The sequence below is a fragment of the Gimesia chilikensis genome (assembly GCF_007744075.1).
GTDB classification, from domain to species: Bacteria; Planctomycetota; Planctomycetia; order Planctomycetales; family Planctomycetaceae; genus Gimesia; species Gimesia chilikensis_A.
The window spans coordinates 1,310,733-1,328,934 of the sequence record NZ_CP036266.1; the positions used below are offsets into that span (position 1 = coordinate 1,310,733).

Annotated in this window: 13 protein-coding genes; 8 read left to right on the forward strand and 5 right to left on the reverse strand. The window is 54.7% G+C overall.

The genetic code is table 11. The features are described from left to right. Nucleotides 1-181 precede the first annotated feature (181 nt). On the reverse strand, nucleotides 182-1,525 hold the full coding sequence (locus tag HG66A1_RS05155; protein ID WP_197996991.1) for an ATP-grasp domain-containing protein: 1,344 nt from the start codon (nucleotides 1,523-1,525) through the stop codon (nucleotides 182-184). Between the two features lie 243 nt (nucleotides 1,526-1,768). Between HG66A1_RS05155 and fae the strand changes: the two genes are divergently transcribed. The 8 genes from fae (at nucleotide 1,769) to HG66A1_RS05195 (ending at nucleotide 10,736) form a co-directional block, all read left to right on the forward strand. Then, nucleotides 1,769-2,266: a formaldehyde-activating enzyme gene (gene fae, locus HG66A1_RS05160; protein ID WP_145037213.1), complete on the forward strand. Its 498-nt coding sequence runs from the start codon at nucleotides 1,769-1,771 to the stop codon at nucleotides 2,264-2,266. A gap of 102 nt (nucleotides 2,267-2,368) precedes the next feature. Continuing rightward, the gene (locus HG66A1_RS05165; protein ID WP_145181157.1) at nucleotides 2,369-3,232 is read left to right on the forward strand and encodes an NADP-dependent methylenetetrahydromethanopterin/methylenetetrahydrofolate dehydrogenase; all 864 of its coding nucleotides are present in this window, start codon (nucleotides 2,369-2,371) and stop codon (nucleotides 3,230-3,232) included. A gap of 145 nt (nucleotides 3,233-3,377) precedes the next feature. Beyond that, nucleotides 3,378-3,971, forward strand: a complete 594-nt coding sequence (locus HG66A1_RS05170) for an RNA polymerase sigma factor (RefSeq protein ID WP_145181158.1) — start codon at nucleotides 3,378-3,380, stop codon at nucleotides 3,969-3,971. Next, on the forward strand, nucleotides 3,968-4,588 hold the full coding sequence (locus tag HG66A1_RS05175; protein WP_145181159.1) for a hypothetical protein: 621 nt from the start codon (nucleotides 3,968-3,970) through the stop codon (nucleotides 4,586-4,588). Before HG66A1_RS05170 ends, HG66A1_RS05175 begins: the two co-directional genes overlap by 4 nt. 402 nt (nucleotides 4,589-4,990) lie before the next feature. Continuing rightward, nucleotides 4,991-7,669 carry an outer membrane protein assembly factor gene (locus tag HG66A1_RS05180; protein ID WP_232102138.1) on the forward strand — a complete coding sequence of 893 codons (2,679 nt, stop codon included), beginning with the start codon at nucleotides 4,991-4,993 and terminating at the stop codon, nucleotides 7,667-7,669. Nucleotides 7,670-7,776: 107 nt separating this feature from the next. Next, complete coding sequence (locus tag HG66A1_RS05185; RefSeq protein ID WP_232106756.1) at nucleotides 7,777-8,391, forward strand: DUF447 domain-containing protein; 615 nt, start codon at nucleotides 7,777-7,779, stop codon at nucleotides 8,389-8,391. Nucleotides 8,392-8,435: 44 nt separating this feature from the next. Beyond that, the gene (locus HG66A1_RS05190) at nucleotides 8,436-9,419 is read left to right on the forward strand and encodes a beta-ribofuranosylaminobenzene 5'-phosphate synthase family protein (protein WP_145181160.1); all 984 of its coding nucleotides are present in this window, start codon (nucleotides 8,436-8,438) and stop codon (nucleotides 9,417-9,419) included. Between the two features lie 189 nt (nucleotides 9,420-9,608). Beyond that, complete coding sequence (locus HG66A1_RS05195; RefSeq protein WP_232106757.1) at nucleotides 9,609-10,736, forward strand: DUF1501 domain-containing protein; 1,128 nt, start codon at nucleotides 9,609-9,611, stop codon at nucleotides 10,734-10,736. A gap of 42 nt (nucleotides 10,737-10,778) precedes the next feature. Here HG66A1_RS05195 and HG66A1_RS05200 read toward each other — a convergent pair whose 3' ends face one another. The 4 genes from HG66A1_RS05200 to HG66A1_RS05215 all read right to left on the reverse strand — a co-directional run bounded on the left by HG66A1_RS05200 (nucleotide 10,779) and on the right by HG66A1_RS05215 (nucleotide 18,134). Then, on the reverse strand, nucleotides 10,779-11,315 hold the full coding sequence (locus HG66A1_RS05200; RefSeq protein WP_145181162.1) for a hypothetical protein: 537 nt from the start codon (nucleotides 11,313-11,315) through the stop codon (nucleotides 10,779-10,781). 95 nt (nucleotides 11,316-11,410) lie between these two features. Further along, nucleotides 11,411-12,781 carry a nickel pincer cofactor biosynthesis protein LarC gene (gene larC, locus HG66A1_RS05205; protein ID WP_145181163.1) on the reverse strand — a complete coding sequence of 457 codons (1,371 nt, stop codon included), beginning with the start codon at nucleotides 12,779-12,781 and terminating at the stop codon, nucleotides 11,411-11,413. A gap of 228 nt (nucleotides 12,782-13,009) precedes the next feature. Beyond that, nucleotides 13,010-14,050, reverse strand: a complete 1,041-nt coding sequence (locus HG66A1_RS05210) for a prenyltransferase/squalene oxidase repeat-containing protein (RefSeq protein ID WP_145181164.1) — start codon at nucleotides 14,048-14,050, stop codon at nucleotides 13,010-13,012. A 34-nt stretch (nucleotides 14,051-14,084) separates the two neighbouring features. Next, nucleotides 14,085-18,134 (reverse strand): DUF4175 family protein, encoded by a 4,050-nt coding sequence (locus tag HG66A1_RS05215; RefSeq protein ID WP_145181165.1) that lies wholly within the window; start codon nucleotides 18,132-18,134, stop codon nucleotides 14,085-14,087. Between the last annotated feature and the right edge of the window lie 68 nt (nucleotides 18,135-18,202).

Sequence of the window (18,202 nt, forward strand, 5' to 3'; positions counted from 1 at the left end):
TTCATGCTGCTTGATGAACCGGAACGGTCGATCATCTGTGAAATATTATGTCGTCTGTTTGAACGCTGAGACTGGAGTCGTTTCAGAGAAAACCAGACACGCAAGTATCGACTATACCCGGCCCGGAAGACCTTGCAAACTCAATCCGAAACGCGGAACGCGATTGAAATTGATTTTATAGTCAATCAGGAGATTCTTCAAGAAACGAAAGTCTTCCCGGGACGCTTGAGAAAAAACGTGAAAAAAACAGATTTTCCGGTTCCTTTACTGTTCCCGGGCTGGTATGCGGATTGTCACCAGACTCTTCCGGCAATTCCCCTGCTGCCAGTAACTGCTGATATTTGTTGACCCGCCTCGCCAGCACCTGCAGGCTTTCCCGGGGATTCTTGCCCGTCCCATACACCGAACAGAACGGCGTTCCTCGAGGGATCAAAGTACCGGGATAGGGAAGATCGGCGCTTTCGGGGATCGCATAACAGTCGTCTGGGATGCCCGAGAAACGAATCTCAGGAGCCGTCCGGTCTCGCTGGGCATACAGGATTCCTTTCGAGATTTGCTGAAATGGCTCTCGGAAGGCCCGTTCGAGTTGTGTCTTTAACTCACCAGCGGTATCCGGCTCTGCTGCAGGATCTGCAAACGAGCGACAGGCTTTTAAGTGCCAGCCCAATAGCGGCACTTGGGATTGCAGCTCAAACAGTTCCGTCAGCCCGGTATACCGCGGGTTGACCTCGGTCAGCCAGAGCGGCTCTTCGTCGTCCGGGCTCCCGATCAGATCACAGCCAAACAGACCCTGAATCCCAGAGCCCCGGGCGACGGTGGTGCCCAGTTCTTCGAGATCGGATCGCAAACCATCTGGGACCGGCGAGATAGTCACTCCGCCACAAAACTGAAACGCAGCAGCCCCCAGCGTCGGGTTTCCACAGAACTGCAGGGCCATTCCCACCAGAACGACCGCTTCAGGAAAGGCGATAAACAGCGCTGACAAGGGAGCCCCCGACTGATACCGCTGCAGATAACAGTAGCCAGCCGGTGCGTTCTCCCCAGGACGTTCGCCCACGAAATGAATCCCCTGGCCGGCAGCACTCTCGAGTGGCTTCAGGAGCCAGTTTTTCGCATCGGCAGGTTTCGCTTCCACAGGCAGACAGGGGGACATGCGGATCGAATTATCGGACAGCAACGTCTGTAAAAAAAACGGATCTCGTACCCGACTCAGACAGTCAGGATCGCAACCTCTTAGAGTGTGCTGCGCGCTGATCTGCGCGATCAGTTCACTTTGATTTTCTACAGCACCCGTAAAGATCCATTCCATTGGTTCCAGGGCAGCCAGTTCGTGCAGCCAGTCATTCGGTGCAGATGTCCGGGGAATCACACGGGCCAGGGCATGCAGATCCTGGTCACCAAACTGATCGACACACACGGGACGCATGCCCGCACGAAGCGCAGAGGCGGCAGCAGCGCGCGTACTGGCACCTGCAATCAGCAGGTTTGCTGCGTCGGTTTCGGAATGTGTAAATTGGCTATTCATGAGTGTGAGATCGGGGCCTGGGGACATGATAATTTTATGAGGATTTAAACTGAATGTCAGCCGTTTACTGGCAATCCCGTTCTTAAATTGTTATTACTTGATACAGGCTACGAATGATCCAAGGCGAACCTGACTTTCTCAGTTTGTTTCGCCGTCCGTTCAGGACTGCGGTATTCGTGATCCGTTTTCAAATTGTGCTGAAAGCATATCGAAGCAAACCTCATATGAAATGGAGAACGAAGAATGTCTATGTTTGTCGGTGAGTCACTTGTCGGTGAAGGTAATGAAGTTGCTCATATCGATCTGTTGATTGGTGACAAAAACGGCCCTGTCGGGGCTGCCTTTGCAAACGCCCTGTCCAGCCAGAAAATGGGTCACAGCAACCTGCTGGCTGTTCTGACACCCAACCTGGCCGTTAAGCCCGCCACAGTCATGGTTACCAAAGTGACCATCAAAGGTGCCAAGCAGGCCGTTCAGATGTTTGGTCCTGCTCAGTATGCTGTTGCCAAAGCTGTTGCAGACAGCGTTGAAGCTGGCGTCATCCCCAAAGATCAGTGCGAAGAACTGGTCATCGTCTGTGGCGTCTTCATCCACTGGGAAGCTGACGACGACAAGAAGATCTTCGATTACAACTACGAAGCCACCAAAGAAGCCATCGCACGGGCCATGAAGAATGAGCCTTCTGCTGATGAAATGATCGCCAAGAAGAGTGAAGCATCTCACCCCTTCTACGCCGGCTGATCATTCCGCTCTAAGTGGATAGATCGAATTCAGACCCCTGTTCGCATCGAACAGGGGTTTTTCCATTTGTCAGTTTCGCATTGATCAGGTTGCAGAACTCTCATGAAAAAAATACTGATTCAACTGGATTCCAGTCAGCATGCCAGCACGTTTGATCGCGTCGTCGCCATTGATGCCGGCGTGGATGAATTGATGAGCTATCACGAAGTGACTCCCGTCAACGTCGAAGCACTCGTGCATGGTGCCATGTTTACCCGCGGACCGGAAGATCTCAAAAACACCGCACTCTTTATCGGAGGCAGTGATACCCATTCGGGTGAAAACCTGCTGCGAAAAGTTCAGGAAACATTTTTTGGACCCGTGCGGGTTTCGGTCATGATGGATTCCAATGGCTGCAATACCACCGCAGCCGCAGCCGTGCTCGCGGCAGGCAAGCATCTCGATTTCTCGGAAACCAAAGCGCTGGTGCTCGGCGGCACCGGCCCCGTCGGTCTCCGCGCGGCACAACTGCTGGCCCGTCGTGGCGCTGAAGTGGTCCTCGCCTCCCGCTCCGAAGAACGAGCCCAGGCTGCCTGTGATGCGATTGCCGGACTCGTCGAAGACGCCCGGGTGCAACCGCTGTCGCTGAAAGACCACAAACAACTGGAGGCCGTCAACCAGGAGACCAGCCTGATCATCGCTGCCGGAGCAGCCGGCGTAAAACTTCTCCCCGCAGCCTGCTGGAAGCCCCTGAAGAATCTCAAGGTTGTCATCGACTTAAACGCAGTTCCACCTGCCGGCATCGAAGATGTCGACGTCATGGACAAAGCCACTGAGCGGGACGGAAAAATCTGTTACGGTGCCATCGGGGTCGGCGGGACTAAGATGAAAATTCACAAGGCCGCTATCCGTAAGCTCTTCGAAGCCAATGATCTCATTCTCGATACCGAGGAGATCTATCAGATCGGCGTCGAACTGCAGTCCTGACATGAGTCCATTTTCACTCCAGATTCGCGAGTTCCGGTTGCATCGGAGTGACTCTTGCCGCTAAAATCAGGAACGGTCCTGTGTGGATTTCCGCACAGGTCGTTCCTCCCTTTTCGGCCGTTTTACTTCGGTAACCTGGTAAGCCATGAATCAGAAACTGGACGATGCCACCATCATGAAGCGCGTCTGTGCAGGAGAATATCTCCTGTTCGACGAACTCGTGTTGCGCTATCATCAGCGTCTGTTACGCTTCGCCTGGAGCAAATACGGGAACCAATGTGCTGCGGAGGACCTCGTGCAGGAAGCATTCCTGGCCGCCTATGCAGCCCGGGAGACTTACAATCCTGCCTTTGCTTTTTCAACCTGGCTCTGGACAATCTTCCTGAACCTCTGTCGTCGGCATTACAAGCGGGAAATGAAGCAACCCCGCGAAGTCGTGCGGTCTGCATTGGGAACCAGCGAAGAAATCAGGATTCCCGAGCCCAGTTCGACCGAAACACCCCTGCAGACCGCTCTCAGAACCGAGCAGTTTGAACTGCTGGTGACTTACCTGGCTGATCTGCCGGAAGTCCAGGCGGATGCACTCCGTCTGCGGTTTTTTGGAGGACTGAAATTCTCTGAAATTGCTCTGACGATGGAATGCAGTCTTTCGGCTGCCAAAATACGTGTGAAAAATGGATTGCTTCAACTGGCTCAGCGTTTTTCTGAAGAGACCCCTTCAGAAGGAGAAGTCTCATGAATTGTGACGAAGCTTTTGAATTAATGACTCATCCTGCGGACTATAACTGTGACGAACTGCAGTGGCACCTGCAGATGTGTCCCCGTTGTCGGCAGATGCAGGAAACGCTCGCGCCCGCGCTGACCTCGTTTCAGAAACTCTCAGACGGGAATGATCTCTCTGAAGAAGAGCTGGCCCTGTTCGACGCCCATTTTACACACCAGAGTGATTCTCAAAATGACACCGGCTTTACGTCTGGTGGTAAACCGTTCCTCTCGCCGGAGGCAGTACGGATTGCTGAACAGGCGGCAACCCGGTTGAGCGCTGAAGTCGGACTCAGCCAGCCGAGTACCGAAGTCTCACCGGCAATCATCCAGCGCAAACGAATGCTGCAGGCCGCCCTGGTGCTGTTCGTCGGTTTCGTTTTGGGTTGGGGAATTTCCATGGATGTTCCTTCCGAGAAGTTGCCTGTGGGAGCAGCAGCCAGCCTGCCTGCTCAGGAGCCCTGCCTCTGGATCGCCCAGCGGGATCAGAACATCAGCAGTGAGCAGCAGAAGTCGACCCGCAGCACGAAAGCATCGGCCCACAGCGTTGTCCTCTCCTGTGTTGCCTGCCACCTGCAGTCTTCTGCCGACTAGCTCGAATTCCACGCTTTGACCAGCTTCTCCAGCTTCCTGAAATAGCGGTCGAAAACCCCTCTGCGCAGCGGAAAATCCCCGTGGTTTTGTAACTCTTACACGCTTCAAACTCTGCCTGCGTAATTTTTTCTCTACGAACCTGCCAAATCTGAATGACGTCGGGAAACTCGTCTTGCGGCTGTTTTCGTTTTCCGTTATTTGTACGCAACCCACTTCGAATTAGAGGGTAACTTTCCTGTCTTTCAGTCCCGTTTCTCAAATCCTCTCTGAGTCGCCGGGACAATGAAAAAGTGATTTCCAACCTGTCACAAGAATGTGAACCTCATATCTTTTCTCGCAATATTTACAATTGGATCTGACATGATAAGAGGTGTCTCGTCTGACACCAGATGCGGCAACGCATTGCGATTGGCTCTAAGCCTGATCCTGGTACAGATAATAATCTTCGGAAACTGCATCAACGGAATCATTCCGCTGATTGATTCCGTTAGCGCGCAGGAACCACAGAAGCGTTCTATCGATCTGAATCAGTCAATCTTTGATGTCCGCGTCGAAGGCAACGAATCAATTCCTGCACTCGCCATTCTCCAGAAAACGAAAATTCAACGTGGCCGTCCCGCCACACGCGACATGGTTCTTGAAGACGTCCGCCTGCTGTTTGCCACGCGCTGGTTCGCCAGTGTGGTTCCCGTGTATCGTCAGACCGAACAGGGACTGGTGCTCGTATATAAAGTCAAAGAACGTCCCATCGTGGAAAAGGTAGAATTCCGCGGCTATAAAAAAATCAAAATCAAACGCCTGCAGGCAACCACCGGTTTGAAGGTGGGTTCACCTTTCGATATCGCTGCCAACCAGGAATCCGTTAACCGTATCAAGCAGCTCTACGTCGAACGGGGTTACCGGTTCGCTGAAGTGAAACTGCTCAAGGGGGGAGACCCCAATGACCGCGAGGTCATCTTTGAAATCAAAGAAGGCCCCAAAGTAGTCGTTTCCGGTATTAAGTTCCGCGGCAATAAGTTCGTCAGCGACGGCGTGCTGAAGACCAAGCTGCAGACGAAAAAAGCACCGCTGGGAATGAGCTTCTTTGGCGGTAAGTATGATCCTGCTACGATTCAGGACGACCTGATTTCTCTCAAACAGTACTACAATGGCCTGGGATTCTTTGATGTCAAAATCGATGAGAAAGTCGGTTACAACAAAGATAAATCCCGTGTGCAGGTCGAATACACGATCAACGAAGGCAAACGTTACAAAATTCGTGATATCATGATTGAAGGCAATCGCATCTTTTCGGAAGAAGAGATCCGCGAAGATATCAAACTCGCTGCAGGCGAATACTTCAACAGCCGCACCCTGGCCACCGATGTGGAAAAACTTTCGGAACGCTACGGCGAACTGGGACACCTGTTTGCCAAGGTGACACCGCAGCCCCGTTTCCTCGAAGCCCCCGGTGAAGTCGATCTGGTTTACAGCATCAATGAAGATAAACCTTATCGCATCCGTAAAATTACCGCCCATATTTCCGGCGATAACCCCCGTACAAAAAGTTCGGTTCTCTTGAACCCGATGATGGTCGCACCCGGCGATCTGGCCAATCAGCGTCTGATTGCCAAGAGTAAACGCCGCATCGAAGGTAACCAGGTCTTCCAGAAAGGACCCCAGGATGGACCGCGCATCAATGTGACACGCGTCAATCCAGAGCGGGAAATGCTGGCCAGCCGCGAAAACGATATTCTGCGGGGACAGAATGCAGACGAGCAGCAGGTCCAGAAATTGCGTTATCCTAATCTCAAGTATCGCAGCCAGACTTACAAACAGCCTGCTCCTCAGCAGAATCAGGATCTGTTTGAAGGCATCAAAACCGAGCCCGTTTCTTATCAGTCTCCTCAGCGGACAGGACAGATCTTCCGCGGGCAGAACTATGATAACGGTATTCCGGAACCACTCAATCCGCTGTTTGGGGAAAGCCCCCTCGGCGATCCGATGGGCACCGAGTTTCCTCAGCAGCAACCTGGCTGGGTCGACCTGGACGTCTATGCCTCTGAAAGCCGTACCGGACGTCTGATGTTCGGCGTGGGTGTGAACAGTAACGCCGGTGTGGTCGGTTCGATCGTCCTGCAGGAAGAAAACTTTGACATTCTCCGTCCTCCGCGCAGCATGGAAGATATTCTCGATGGTACTGCCTGGCGTGGTGGCGGACAGCGGTTCCGTGCCGAAGCTGTTCCCGGTGATCAGGTCAGCCGTTACCTCGTTAACTGGACCGATCCCTACTTTCTGGATACTAACTTCAGTCTGGGTGTCAGTGGTTTCTACTTCACCCGTTACTATACCGACTGGGACGAACAACGTGTTGGTGGTCGTTTCTCACTGGGCCGTCAGTTGACTCAGGAATGGTCGATCAACACTCAGTACCGTCTGGAAGACGTCAAACTGTATAACCCACGTACTCCCACCCCCGCCATCGTGCAGGCGTCTGTGGGGGACAACCTGCTGAATACATTCCGCATCTCGCTGAACCATGACACGCGTGACGCCGCGTTCCTGCCAGCCGAAGGTCACCTGCTGGAATGGGCGGCTGAACAGGCAGTGGGCGATTACACTTACAGTCGCCTCGAAGCCAACGGCAGCCAGTACTTCACGTTGTACAAACGACCGGATGGCGGCGGACGCCACATCCTCTCGCTGAGTGCACAGCTCGGCTGGACCGATACTGATACCCCGGTCTTCGAACGTTACTATGCCGGTGGTTTCCAGACCTTCCGCGGCTTCGAATTCCGTGGTGTGACTCCCCGCGAAAACGGCATCGCCATCGGTGGTCGCTGGAGCTTCCTGGGTAGTGCACAGTACATGATGCCGATTACCGCAGACGAAATGATTCAGATGGTCTTCTTCAGTGACTTCGGTACCGTGGAAGAAGATGTTTCCCTGGATCAGTTCCGTGTCTCTGTCGGTGCTGGTCTGCGACTCACGGTTCCCGCCATGGGCCCGGTTCCCGTCGCACTGGACTTCTCTGTGCCTCTCGCCAAAGAGTCTTTCGACCAGACACAGGTCTTCAGCTTCTACGTCGGATTCACTCGCTAAGCCGAATGTTTCCCTCGCAGGTCTGACAGCGCTGTTCCCGTCGATCTCACGCAATTGATGCAGCCACTGGTTTCCCCTCCGTCGCTTTCTGAACTATGATAGGGTCTGTGAAAAAACATCGGATCCCGGCAGAGGGCACATTGGAAATGATTCTGGAAGGCATGGTCACCAGTCGCAATCAGGAGAGCGAGTATAATCTCGCGCCGATGGGGCCGCTGGTCGACCAGGAAATGACCCAACTCATCTTGCGTCCCTTCCAGACTTCACGGACCTGCCAGAATCTGAAAGAGACCCGCTGCGGTGTCTTTCACGTCGTCGATGATGTGCTGCTCCTTACAAAAGCCGCCATCGGTCGATTGGAGTCAATGCCGGAAACATTTCCCGCAGAACGGATCGAAGGGGCCGTACTCCAATCCGCCTGTCGCTGGTATGAATTCGAGATCGAATCGATCGATGATTCTGACCTGCGGACTGTCATGCAGGCCCGGGTTGTGCACCAGGGCCGCATTCGTGACTTCTTCGGTCTCAACCGGGCAAAGCATGCCGTCCTCGAAGCCGCCATCCTGGCCACGCGTACGCATCTGATCCCACAGGCCGAGTTATTACAGCAGTATGAGTCACTCGCCGAAATCGTGCGTAAAACCGCTGGTCCTGCAGAAACAGAAGCCTTCCGTTTACTGGAAGAATATGTCACCAGAGCGTATGCTGAGTTGCAGTCTTAATTCGTCTTATCCACACTCACGCCAGCTCGGAAATCAGATTCGCCATGTCACCTGAAGTGATCGTCACCACCGGAAGCCGTCTGCACTGGGGACTGCTTTCGCTCGCCCCCCGCACCGGGCGCGAATTTGGTGGCCTGGGGCTGATGGTGGAAGAACCTGCGCTGGTGCTCTCCGTGAGATCTGCTTCCTCGCAGGAAGATCAGATCTCGGGTAGTACTGGCAGCGCTGCGAAAATTCAGGCCGCGCTGCAGGTACTCCGTGCCAGTTCTCCAGACTGGTTCGGCGATCACTGTTTTGAAATCACGCTCCAGTCTGAAATCCCCCAGCACTCCGGCTTCGGTTCAGGGACACAGCTCAGTCTCGCAGTGGCCCGTGGACTGGCAGCGCTCATGGGGCAGGACGAACTTTCATCGGTCGAACTCGCTCAACTTGTCGATCGTGGTGCACGGTCTGCCCTGGGGGTTTACGGATTCGACAAGGGTGGATTTCTCATCGAAGCCGGAAAACGGGATTCCGCTGATATCAGTCCCCTCGTGTTTCAGGCTCCCTTTCCGGAACCGTGGCGGATTCTCTTAATCACCCCGCAGGACCAGGCTGGCATCTCGGGAGCCGTCGAAGCTGATGCCATTCAGCAGCTGGGGCCGATGCCAGACGCGTTGACGGAAAAGCTCTGTCGTCTGGCGCTGATGCAGCTGGCACCAGCTGTCCTGGAACAGAATTTTTCAGAGTTCACCAGCGGCCTGACAGAATTCGGACATTTAGTCGGTGAATTCTTTGCACCGGTCCAGGGGGGCGTTCTGGCTCATCCCCGGATGCGGGAACTGGAGCAACTACTGCTCTCACAAGGAGTTGAGGGCATCGCCCAGACCTCCTGGGGGCCGACATTATCTGTAATCTGTCCTGATGAGGGAGAAGCAGAGAGTCTCTCAAGTCTAATTAATTCAGCAGGTTACGGCGAAGAATGCCTGGCCCGTATCGTGAAACCGTTCAATCAGGGCGCCACGCTCGAACACCGGAAATCGGTCTGAACTTTGGATTTTGCCTGTGAAGTTTCAGAAACAGGTTGAATTCTCTGTGAGGATTTCTTCGACTATAGTCGAGGGCTGGTATAATATTTCACCCACAGCGTATACCTTTGAGACTGTATTCAATCGAGTAAAAGACGTATGAACTCCAGGAAAAAACAATCGGAAGTATCGCGGCGGGATTTTCTCCGGGTGGGCAGCTTAAGCTTTGTCGGTCTCTCCATGGCCGAGCGGGCCGCCCTCGCAGCGACTCGCAGCGATCGCTCTGAGAAAAACTGTATCCTGATCATGATGACCGGCGGCGCCAGCCAGCTGGAAACCTTTGATCCCAAACCCGATGCACCTGCCGAGATCCGGGGACCTTTGAAAGCGATCTCCACGACAGTGCCTGGTCTGCAGGTGAGTGAAGCATTTCCGCAACTCGCACAACGTACCGGACAGTTCTCACTGATTCGATCTCTCTATCACGATGCCGCCCCAATTCATGAAACCGGTCACCAGTTAATCCAGACCGGTCGCGTCTCACGCGGTTCGTTGAACTATCCCTGCTTTGGTTCGGTTGTCGCCCGCCAGTGGGGACCGCGGGGCGATGCGCCACCGTTCGTAGTACTGCCTCGTCTGCTACACTCCCTGGGAGTCAACACCTACCGAGGCCAGCAGGCAACCTTCCTGGGCGAAGAGTTTGCTCCCGCCACCACGATTGGAACAAAGTCAGCTTCCACCGAATATGAAATCGAAGTCGCCGGCGAATCTCCAGCCATCCAGCAGCAGTACGGCAAGCATCGTTTCGGCAAGCTCTTGCTCCAGGCACGGCAACTGGTTGAGCGGGGTACACGGTGTGTCGTCGTCAATCTGTTTGACGATCTGCATGAGCAACTGACCTGGGACTGTCACGGCACCGGCGCCGGGACCGCAGGAAAAGTTTACGAATACCGCGATTCACTCGGCCCAGCTTTTGACAAAGCCCTCTCCACGCTGCTCGACGATCTGGCCTCCCGAGGTTTGCTCCAGGATACACTCGTCGTAGCCACGGGTGAGTTTGGTCGCACACCACAAATCAACGCTTCCGGCGGACGCGATCACTGGCCGCATGTCTGGTCGGCCCTCGTAGCCGGCGGTGCGACTCCCGGCGGTCAGGTAATTGGCGCCAGCGATTCGCGGGCCAGCAGTCCCGTTGAGCGGCCCGTCCATGCAGCCGAACTGACGGCGAGCATTTATCAGCATCTGGGCCTCAATCCTCAGAGCTGTCTGGCACGTCAGGACGATCAGCAGATCAGCCTGGTCGATGCAGCACCGATTGGGGAACTGTTTCAGGGCTAAGCTGCAACTCTGTCAGTTTAAGGTCCTGTAGTTGATCCACTTTCAGGCGGTCTCGGAATCGGGACGTGGCAGATCTTCCGCAAGTACCTTTTCGACTTCCTGCAGACTGCACTGAAAACAGTTGCTGATTTCCTGCGCGGAAAAGCCAGCCTGGCTTAAATAGACCATCATCAGTCGTTTTTCTGCACTCGCGGAGAGCCGCCTCCGCTCCTGCTCATACATCAGAATATCTGGTCCCGCAGCAGATTGATCAGCCGACAGCCCCTGTTGTGCCAGCGCCAGTTGCGTCCGTAGACGATTGATTTCCTGATCCGCTTCCTGCAGCAGTTCATCCAGCACCCGCAGTCGATCTTCACTGCGGGCCTCCACCTCGCGACCGTAATCGTAGAGTTTGACCTCCAGCTGATTCAGCCGGTTCATCTGGTTCTGTTCCATACTGGTGAGTTCGCTGCGGGCCTCTTCCAGTGGATCGCGGTTTTTCGATTTGTGCTGTGCGCGAAAGTTTCTGCGAAGCGACCAGGCAATTACCAGGATCAGCACGCCCGTCAGAATTGTATTGGTATTATTCAGATCAAACATGTTTGGAAAGTCATCCTTTACTTCCAGACAATACCAGTGAGGAACGCATTCTGTATTCGGGGGCCATGATCTTCCTGATCAGGGGCCCGCGTCGATTAATGATCGTGATCGTGATCGTGATCGTGATCGTGATCGTGATCGTGATCGTGATCGTGGTCGTGATCGTGGTCGTGGTCGTGGTCGTGGTCGTGGTCGTGGTCGTGGTCGTGGTCGTGGTCGTGGTCGTGGTCGTGGTCGTGGTCGTGGTCGTGGTCGTGGGGCGCATGTGCACCCGAATCAAATGCGGTTTCTGCAACGCCTTCCAGCAGAAATGCCGCTTCAGCCGCCCGATACACGGTTCTCAGCGAAATCTGATGGGTAGCGGCTAACTCGGCACACGCTTCATATTCGGGAGTAAAAATCGACTGGTAGTTCGGTCCCAGCGACAGTTTCCCGGCGACTTCCCCCCAGGCGGTTTTGACCTGATGGGGTTTACGGGCGCGGATTGCACGTTGTAACTGATGTTTGCGGATGCCGAGAGTTTCGGTTTCTTCAAACAGAATTCCTTCCAGCTGCTCGGCTGACTCCGGTTTGCAGATCACACTCAGCATCACCGCGGGGCGATCCTTCTTCATCTGGATCGACGTGCTGTAGACATCCAGGGCTCCCGCTGCCAGCAGCTTCTGTTTGGTATGACCGATGATCTCTCCGGAGATGTCATCCAGATTGGTTTCCAGCAGGGTGACATAATCAGTGTGGGCGGGTGTCGCAACTTCGCCGACAAACAGCCTTAACAGGTTGGCTCGCTCCGGGAAGTTCTTGGTTCCCGCGCCATAGCCGATCTCTTCAATCGTCATCGGCGGAAGCATGCAGAAACGATCCACGAGCGTGGAAACAATGGCAGCGCCGGTCGGCGTGGTCAGCTCAGCCTGAATTGGAATGTCCGCCAGCGGAATCCCTTTCAGCAGCTCAGCGGTTCCCGGTGCAGGAACCGTACAGATTCCATGATCGATCTTGATCTGTCCAAAGCCGGTAGGAACCGGGCTGCAGAGAACCTGGTCAACTCCCAGCAGATCAAAGCCGATTGCGACGCCGACGATATCCACGATCGAATCGATGGCTCCCACTTCATGAAAGTGGACTTTGTCGATTGATGAACCGTGTACTTTCGCCTCCGCGCCTGCAATCGCCGAAAACAGCGAGAGGGCCAGCTCGTACTGGCGGGGCGTAAGCTTATCCGACTGCTTCAATATCGTGATGATATCACCCAAATGCCGGTGTGCATGCTGCTCTGGATGTTCGATGGTGACATAGGTCGCGTGAAAGCCCCCCTTGATTGTCGAGGAGAACGTCAGTTTCACGCCGGGCAGTCCCAGGGAATCGATGCCGGCACAAATCTGATCCGGGTCCACACCCGCATCCACGAGGGCGCCGAGGGTCATGTCGCCGCTGATTCCGGTAGAACAGTCTAAGTAAGCAATCCGCACAGTCAGGTATCCAGGGAAAAAGGGTTAAAAACAGGAAGCGAATTCTAAAGATAACGGGCAGGATCTCCAAGATCAATTCGTTGTCAGGCACCGCTGGAGAAACGGGGTAAGTTTATATCTCACAGCAGGATATCAAGCAGCGGCTTCTGCACCCAAGTGGGGAAAACGCAGGAATATCGCGGGTTTCTTGCTGCGAGGATGAAAAGTGTGCCGTGACAGGACGGGCCCTCAACGCTGATAAATGGGCAGGTATTGATATTCGACCGCCAGAGCGAGGACTGCCAGCGACGTCGCATAGACCTTGCCGGCTTCTTTTTCGCTCCCCTTGGTTGCCAGCCAGCTGCCGTCATGCTTCTGCATCTCCAGCAGTTGGGGCATGATCGTATCCCGGGTTTTTTTCCAGTACTCGCCTCCCATCTGGAACATCCCGACACTGCAGTAATACGCCCCGTAGAAATAATAGAATTCATCCGGGTGCAGGGGACGCTGCACGAGATAGTCGCCGGCTTCAAGGGCATCCTTGGTGTGATGCTGCCCGCAGATTTCCAGCGCCAGGATTCCGGTTCCCGTTCGCGTTGCACTGGGGGCACCGCCGGGTTGATAGGCAAAGCCCATGTTGTTCCGTCCCCGACAGTGGCGGACATACGCGACCGCTTTGTCGATCTGATCTGCAGAGATATCACAGCCGATGTTCTTCGCCGCACGCAGGGCCAGCAGCTGCCAGCCGGTCACACTCAGATCGCTGTCTTTACTCGTCTGATTATATCGCCAGCCTCCGGCGTTCCGTTTGTCTTTGGGAACATTCTGGGCTGCAACAATCAGTTTTACCGCCCGTTCCAGAACTTCGCGACACTTTTTCTCCCGTTCACCCGTCAACATCCCGGCCACTTCGGCCAGCATCAGCGTGCTGATCCCATGGCTGTACATCGGCCCATGACTCTTGTGGTGCACCACCAGCCCGTTATCTGCCTGGTGTGCGAGAACCCAGTCGATGCCTCTGTTGATCTGGTCACCATAGGGGCCCTCTTCGGGCACATACCCGGCCGCCATGAATGCCATGATCGCCAGAGAGGTCGCGGCCGTCGATTCACCATAAGAATTAAACGACCAGGCTCCGGAAGGCTGCTGTGTTTTTGATAAAAACTGAATTGCCCGCTGGATACTCTCGTCAGTTTTCTTTTTCTGTGCGTCCAGCTCCTGTGCCCGGCAGAGGGCAGGGGAGAGCAGCATCAGCAGTCCCAGCGGGTAAGCGATCAGCCTGAGTAACATTGAATTATCCTGTGATTGAAATCGAACCGGTCGCTTATTTGCTGTCGGATTTCGATTTGGCGATGGCTTCAAAATAATGTTTGATCAAGCGGGCGTATTCGGGATCAGTTCTGCTTTGCGAGCCTTGCAGAATCTCGGTATCCAGTTCGCCGGGCAGCTCACCCCAGTTTCGATTGGACATGGCTTTCAGCTTCATTTCCAGTTTACTGAAGTCCACATTCGTGCGGGCACCGCCCCCTTCGCTTTCTCCCTGACCCTTACCGGGGGCCATATTGCGGGAAGCGGTCTGGGACTGCTGACCCTTACCGGGATCGGAACCCTGCTGCGCTTTCGACTTCAATTCCGTCGCTGCCTGGGAAAGGGATTCCGCTGCCTGTTTGAGCGATTCGGCCGCCTGCTGCTGGGCAGACTGTTTTCCAGCCTGACCCGATTCTGCCGACTGTTGACTCTGGTTTTTCCCCTGCTGGCCTTGTTGGCTTTCGGAGGATTTCCCATTCTGACCTGATTGGGAATCACCCTGAGCCTGCTGCTGCTCGCCCGATTCGGTTGCTTCCTGTTTCTGGTCGGCTGGATTCGACGAGTCCGGCTGTGACTCGGCATCGCGGGGAACGGATTGCTGCTGTTCGTTTTGAGCCATCAGTTGATCCAGGGCACTTTTGAATTCGGGGTTCTGCTCCATCTGTTGCTGTGCCTGGCGGAGTTGTTGAGCAGCATCGGTGACCTGGTTGCCGACCTTTTCGGGAACCGGCGAATCATTGGCTTGCTGCTTGCGAGACTGCTGTGCCTGTTGGGCGGCAGCCTGTAATGCCTGAGCTGCCTGCTGCGCCTGTTTCGCAGCCTGTGCCAGGTCTTCCTGTTTCAGCTTATCGACCGCCTGTTGCATTGACTGACCAGCCTGTTCAGTCTGCTTGCGACTCTGATCTGCCTGGCGGCTCTCTTTATTCAGTTTAATCGGATCGTTTTCCAGCTTCTGCGAAGCCTCAGAGAACTGTCGCGTTAATTCCTGGGTCTGCTGAGCCAGTGTCTGTTGAGAATTCTGGATCGCTGCCTTCCGTGCCTCTTCCGAATTGGATGCTTCTGCCAGCTTGTTCGCAACTTCGCCCTGCAGTTGTGCCATCCGTTCTGCTTCTTCGAGGAACGCATCCCGTTCGGTATTCTGCTGCTGTTCTTTGCGTGCCTGTTGTGCTTCCTTGATTTCATCCGCAATCTGGGCAGCCCGATTTGCAGCCTGGCTCGCTTCGTGGAACTGCCCCACATTGGCCTGCTGTTCTGCCTGGATCGCTTCGCGTGCCATCTGAGCCGCCTTTTGTGTCGACTCTGATTCGGCGCCAAACTTCTGGGCAGTCTCCAGCAGGAAGTTCGCTGCGGCATCCGCCAGGTTTCGTTGCTCCTGTTGCAGGGCACGCATTTTTTCCTGAGTCGTAGATGGTGCCTGTGCCCGGGCAGGCTCGTTGCTCATGTTGGTTTCGGCAGGCTGACTGTTCGTAGACGGCTCGTTGTTCGCAGCGGCGGTGGCGGCGTTTTGCGGTGCATCACCATTCGCCGGGGCCGCGGGCTGAGCCGGAGGTGTCGCTGCATCGTTGCCCTGAGGTGCTGCACCCTGTGGGGCCGCTGGTTCAGGCGCTTCCGCATCGCGGGGCAGGGGACGACCCGCAGATACCGGGGCCTGCTGCTGCATCGCTTCAGCGAGTTGCTGTTGTGGCTCGACCAGTTGCGATGCCTGGGTGACCAGGGAATCGAGCTGTTTTAACTGAAAGTTGCGGGCAGCATCTACCAGTTCCGGTCGACGATCCAACAGGTCATCCAGGTCTTTCGTCAGACGGGACTGACGGTGTTTCAGTTCGGCCTGTTCGTTTGACAGCTCCTGCTTCATTTCCGGTGTCAGTTTTAACTGCTGATGCGGATTATTCTGTTTCTCAGGCGTCTGGTTATCCGCCTGCTGCGGCTCTTCTGGTTTTTGCATCTGCTGTTTGACCGACTCTACCTTGTCGTTGAACGCCAGCATGTCATTCGCCAGGTGATCGGTCTCTTCCGCCAGACGATCCAGATTGTGCAGATCGTTTTCCAGTTCGACCAGTTTTTCATACTGGCGTACCAGGTCATCGATCTTCTTTTCTGTCTGCTGCATGGCAGCAGGTACCGGTTTGAGTTCCTGCTGCGCCTGTTCTCGATTGTCGGCTGCTGCCGCGGATTTCAGTGTATCGTGGTTTTGGACGAAGTCGTTCCGGGCGAGGTTCTGTGTCTGCTCTGCCAGTTTCTGATAGAGGGGCAGTTCCAGAAATTCATTCGCCACAGTTTCCAGCTGCTGAGCCAGTTTTCGTTCCTGCTTGGTCAGCTCCTGCAAAGACTGTTCATCCTCGGGGGAGAGCGCCTCCTGTTTTTTCTGATCTTTCAGGTCGGCAATCTCTTGCTTGACCTGTTCTTGATGTGTCTTGAATTCCTGCTGAATCTTCTTTAATTCATCCCGCAGTTTCTGCTGCCGGGCTACGACACCTGCCGAAAGCTGCTGCTCTGCATTCTTGTCAATGCCAAAGACACGCGGCGTCGACCAGACCACATTCGGCCCCGGAACTTCGCGATTGTCTGCAGCCTTGATGCGATAGGTAAAGATATCCGCCTGGTCGGCCTGGAGTTCTTTGAGATCGATTTTGAATTCATGGTCCACCGTGGACGTTCCCAGCTTGTCGGCGGGGACTTTGACCACGGTCGCTTTCTCGTCCAGTTTCTGAATCTCCAGTTCCAGTTCATTCACGGCATAATCATCAAGCACTTTGACAGGAACGGAGAATGTCTCACCAGGTTTATAGAACTCCGGTTGATTGTAGAGAGACAGCTCAATTTCCGGTGCGCGATCCTGAGTGATCTTGACCAGATGCTCAGAAGTCTGGTTTTTCAGTCCGCCCTCTTTACTGTGAAACTCAATATGAAAGACAAAGCTCTGGTTGCCAACGGGCAGATCCAGTTGTGCAGTCAGCTGATCCTGACCGATATTCAAAGGTTGCTCTTCGACCGGCGGACGTTCGTTGTTCTCTGCACCAGATGCGTAGTACTGATAAAAGAGTGTGGCCTGACTGATCGGTCGATCGAACGTCAGCTGCAGGGCGATCTGGCTCTGTTCCATCACGCGGATTTCGCTGGGAAGCACCGTCAGCTCCTCCGCCGCCTGTCCGGTATAACGAGGCGGCGTGATGACCACTCGCGTATCGGTGATCGAGGGAGGCTCCGCCACCTGGATGGCATACTGCTTCGTACGGCTCGATCCGCTGGAAATTGAATAGGTAAATCCGCTCAACAGTCGCGAAAACTGAGTTGTGTAATGACCGGCTGCCTGATCGAGATCCATCCGGCGTGAGAACGGTTGTCCTTCCGCGTCTTCCCAGGCAATCCAGACCTCATCGATGGTTCCCGGCTGCTTGGTGTGCCAGTGAGGAGTGGCAATGATCTGCAGGTCCTCGCCGCGGGCCACTGTTCCATCGCCCGGTTCAACTTCGAAATAGAGTGAACTGACCGTCCCGAAATTCCCCCAGGGAACGATACTGCGAGAAATCAGCAACTGGTAAGCGTCGGGCCAGAACAGGAGCGGCGTCAGGAAGATGATAATGGCAATCCCGGCACTCATCACGAAACGCATGGCGCGATCGGAGGGTACCGAATCGGTAATATTGAAGTTCGTCAGCGAAGCGATGGTCTCCCGCGCCAGGCGTTCGCGCATCACGGAGGAACTCGTGTCGTCGTGAGCGACGGAGAGTTCCAGAACAGAAGTCAGTCGTTCGTTGAGAGACGACTGCGATTCCTCGACAATCGCCGCCAGTTCGATGGGGGTCCGCTTATGAAAGACCCGTCGGAGCATACCAAACCAGAGACAGCCCACCAGCACCGTTAATGAAAACGAAGTCAGGGCAATCCGGGCCGTGTTATTCAATGAGAACACAAAATCAAGACTGATCTGGACTGTCACCAGGCAGATCAGAACCAGGATCACAAACCCCAGTCCCCGCAGCAGAGCCAGTGAGCGGATGCGCCGATCCAACTGGCCTAATTGCCGTTTGAGTTCATTGACGAATTGATCTAACTGTCCATCCATAGTCGTTCTCTGAGAGAAGTAGTGATCTGGTCAGGGTTTGCGAGCGATCTGTTCCGTCCATAAATCGC

Excerpts from the sequence above, each read along its gene's own strand:
- HG66A1_RS05155 (WP_197996991.1), bottom strand. The coding sequence starts at position 1,525 with ATGAATAGCCAATTTACACATTCCGAAACCGACGCAGCAAACCTGCTG.
- fae (WP_145037213.1), top strand. The coding sequence starts at position 1,769 with ATGTCTATGTTTGTCGGTGAGTCACTTGTCGGTGAAGGTAATGAAGTT.
- HG66A1_RS05165 (WP_145181157.1), top strand. The coding sequence starts at position 2,369 with ATGAAAAAAATACTGATTCAACTGGATTCCAGTCAGCATGCCAGCACG.
- HG66A1_RS05170 (WP_145181158.1), top strand. The coding sequence starts at position 3,378 with ATGAATCAGAAACTGGACGATGCCACCATCATGAAGCGCGTCTGTGCA.
- HG66A1_RS05175 (WP_145181159.1), top strand. The coding sequence starts at position 3,968 with ATGAATTGTGACGAAGCTTTTGAATTAATGACTCATCCTGCGGACTAT.
- HG66A1_RS05190 (WP_145181160.1), top strand. The coding sequence starts at position 8,436 with ATGTCACCTGAAGTGATCGTCACCACCGGAAGCCGTCTGCACTGGGGA.
- HG66A1_RS05200 (WP_145181162.1), bottom strand. The coding sequence starts at position 11,315 with ATGTTTGATCTGAATAATACCAATACAATTCTGACGGGCGTGCTGATC.
- HG66A1_RS05210 (WP_145181164.1), bottom strand. The coding sequence starts at position 14,050 with ATGTTACTCAGGCTGATCGCTTACCCGCTGGGACTGCTGATGCTGCTC.
- HG66A1_RS05215 (WP_145181165.1), bottom strand. The coding sequence starts at position 18,134 with ATGGATGGACAGTTAGATCAATTCGTCAATGAACTCAAACGGCAATTA.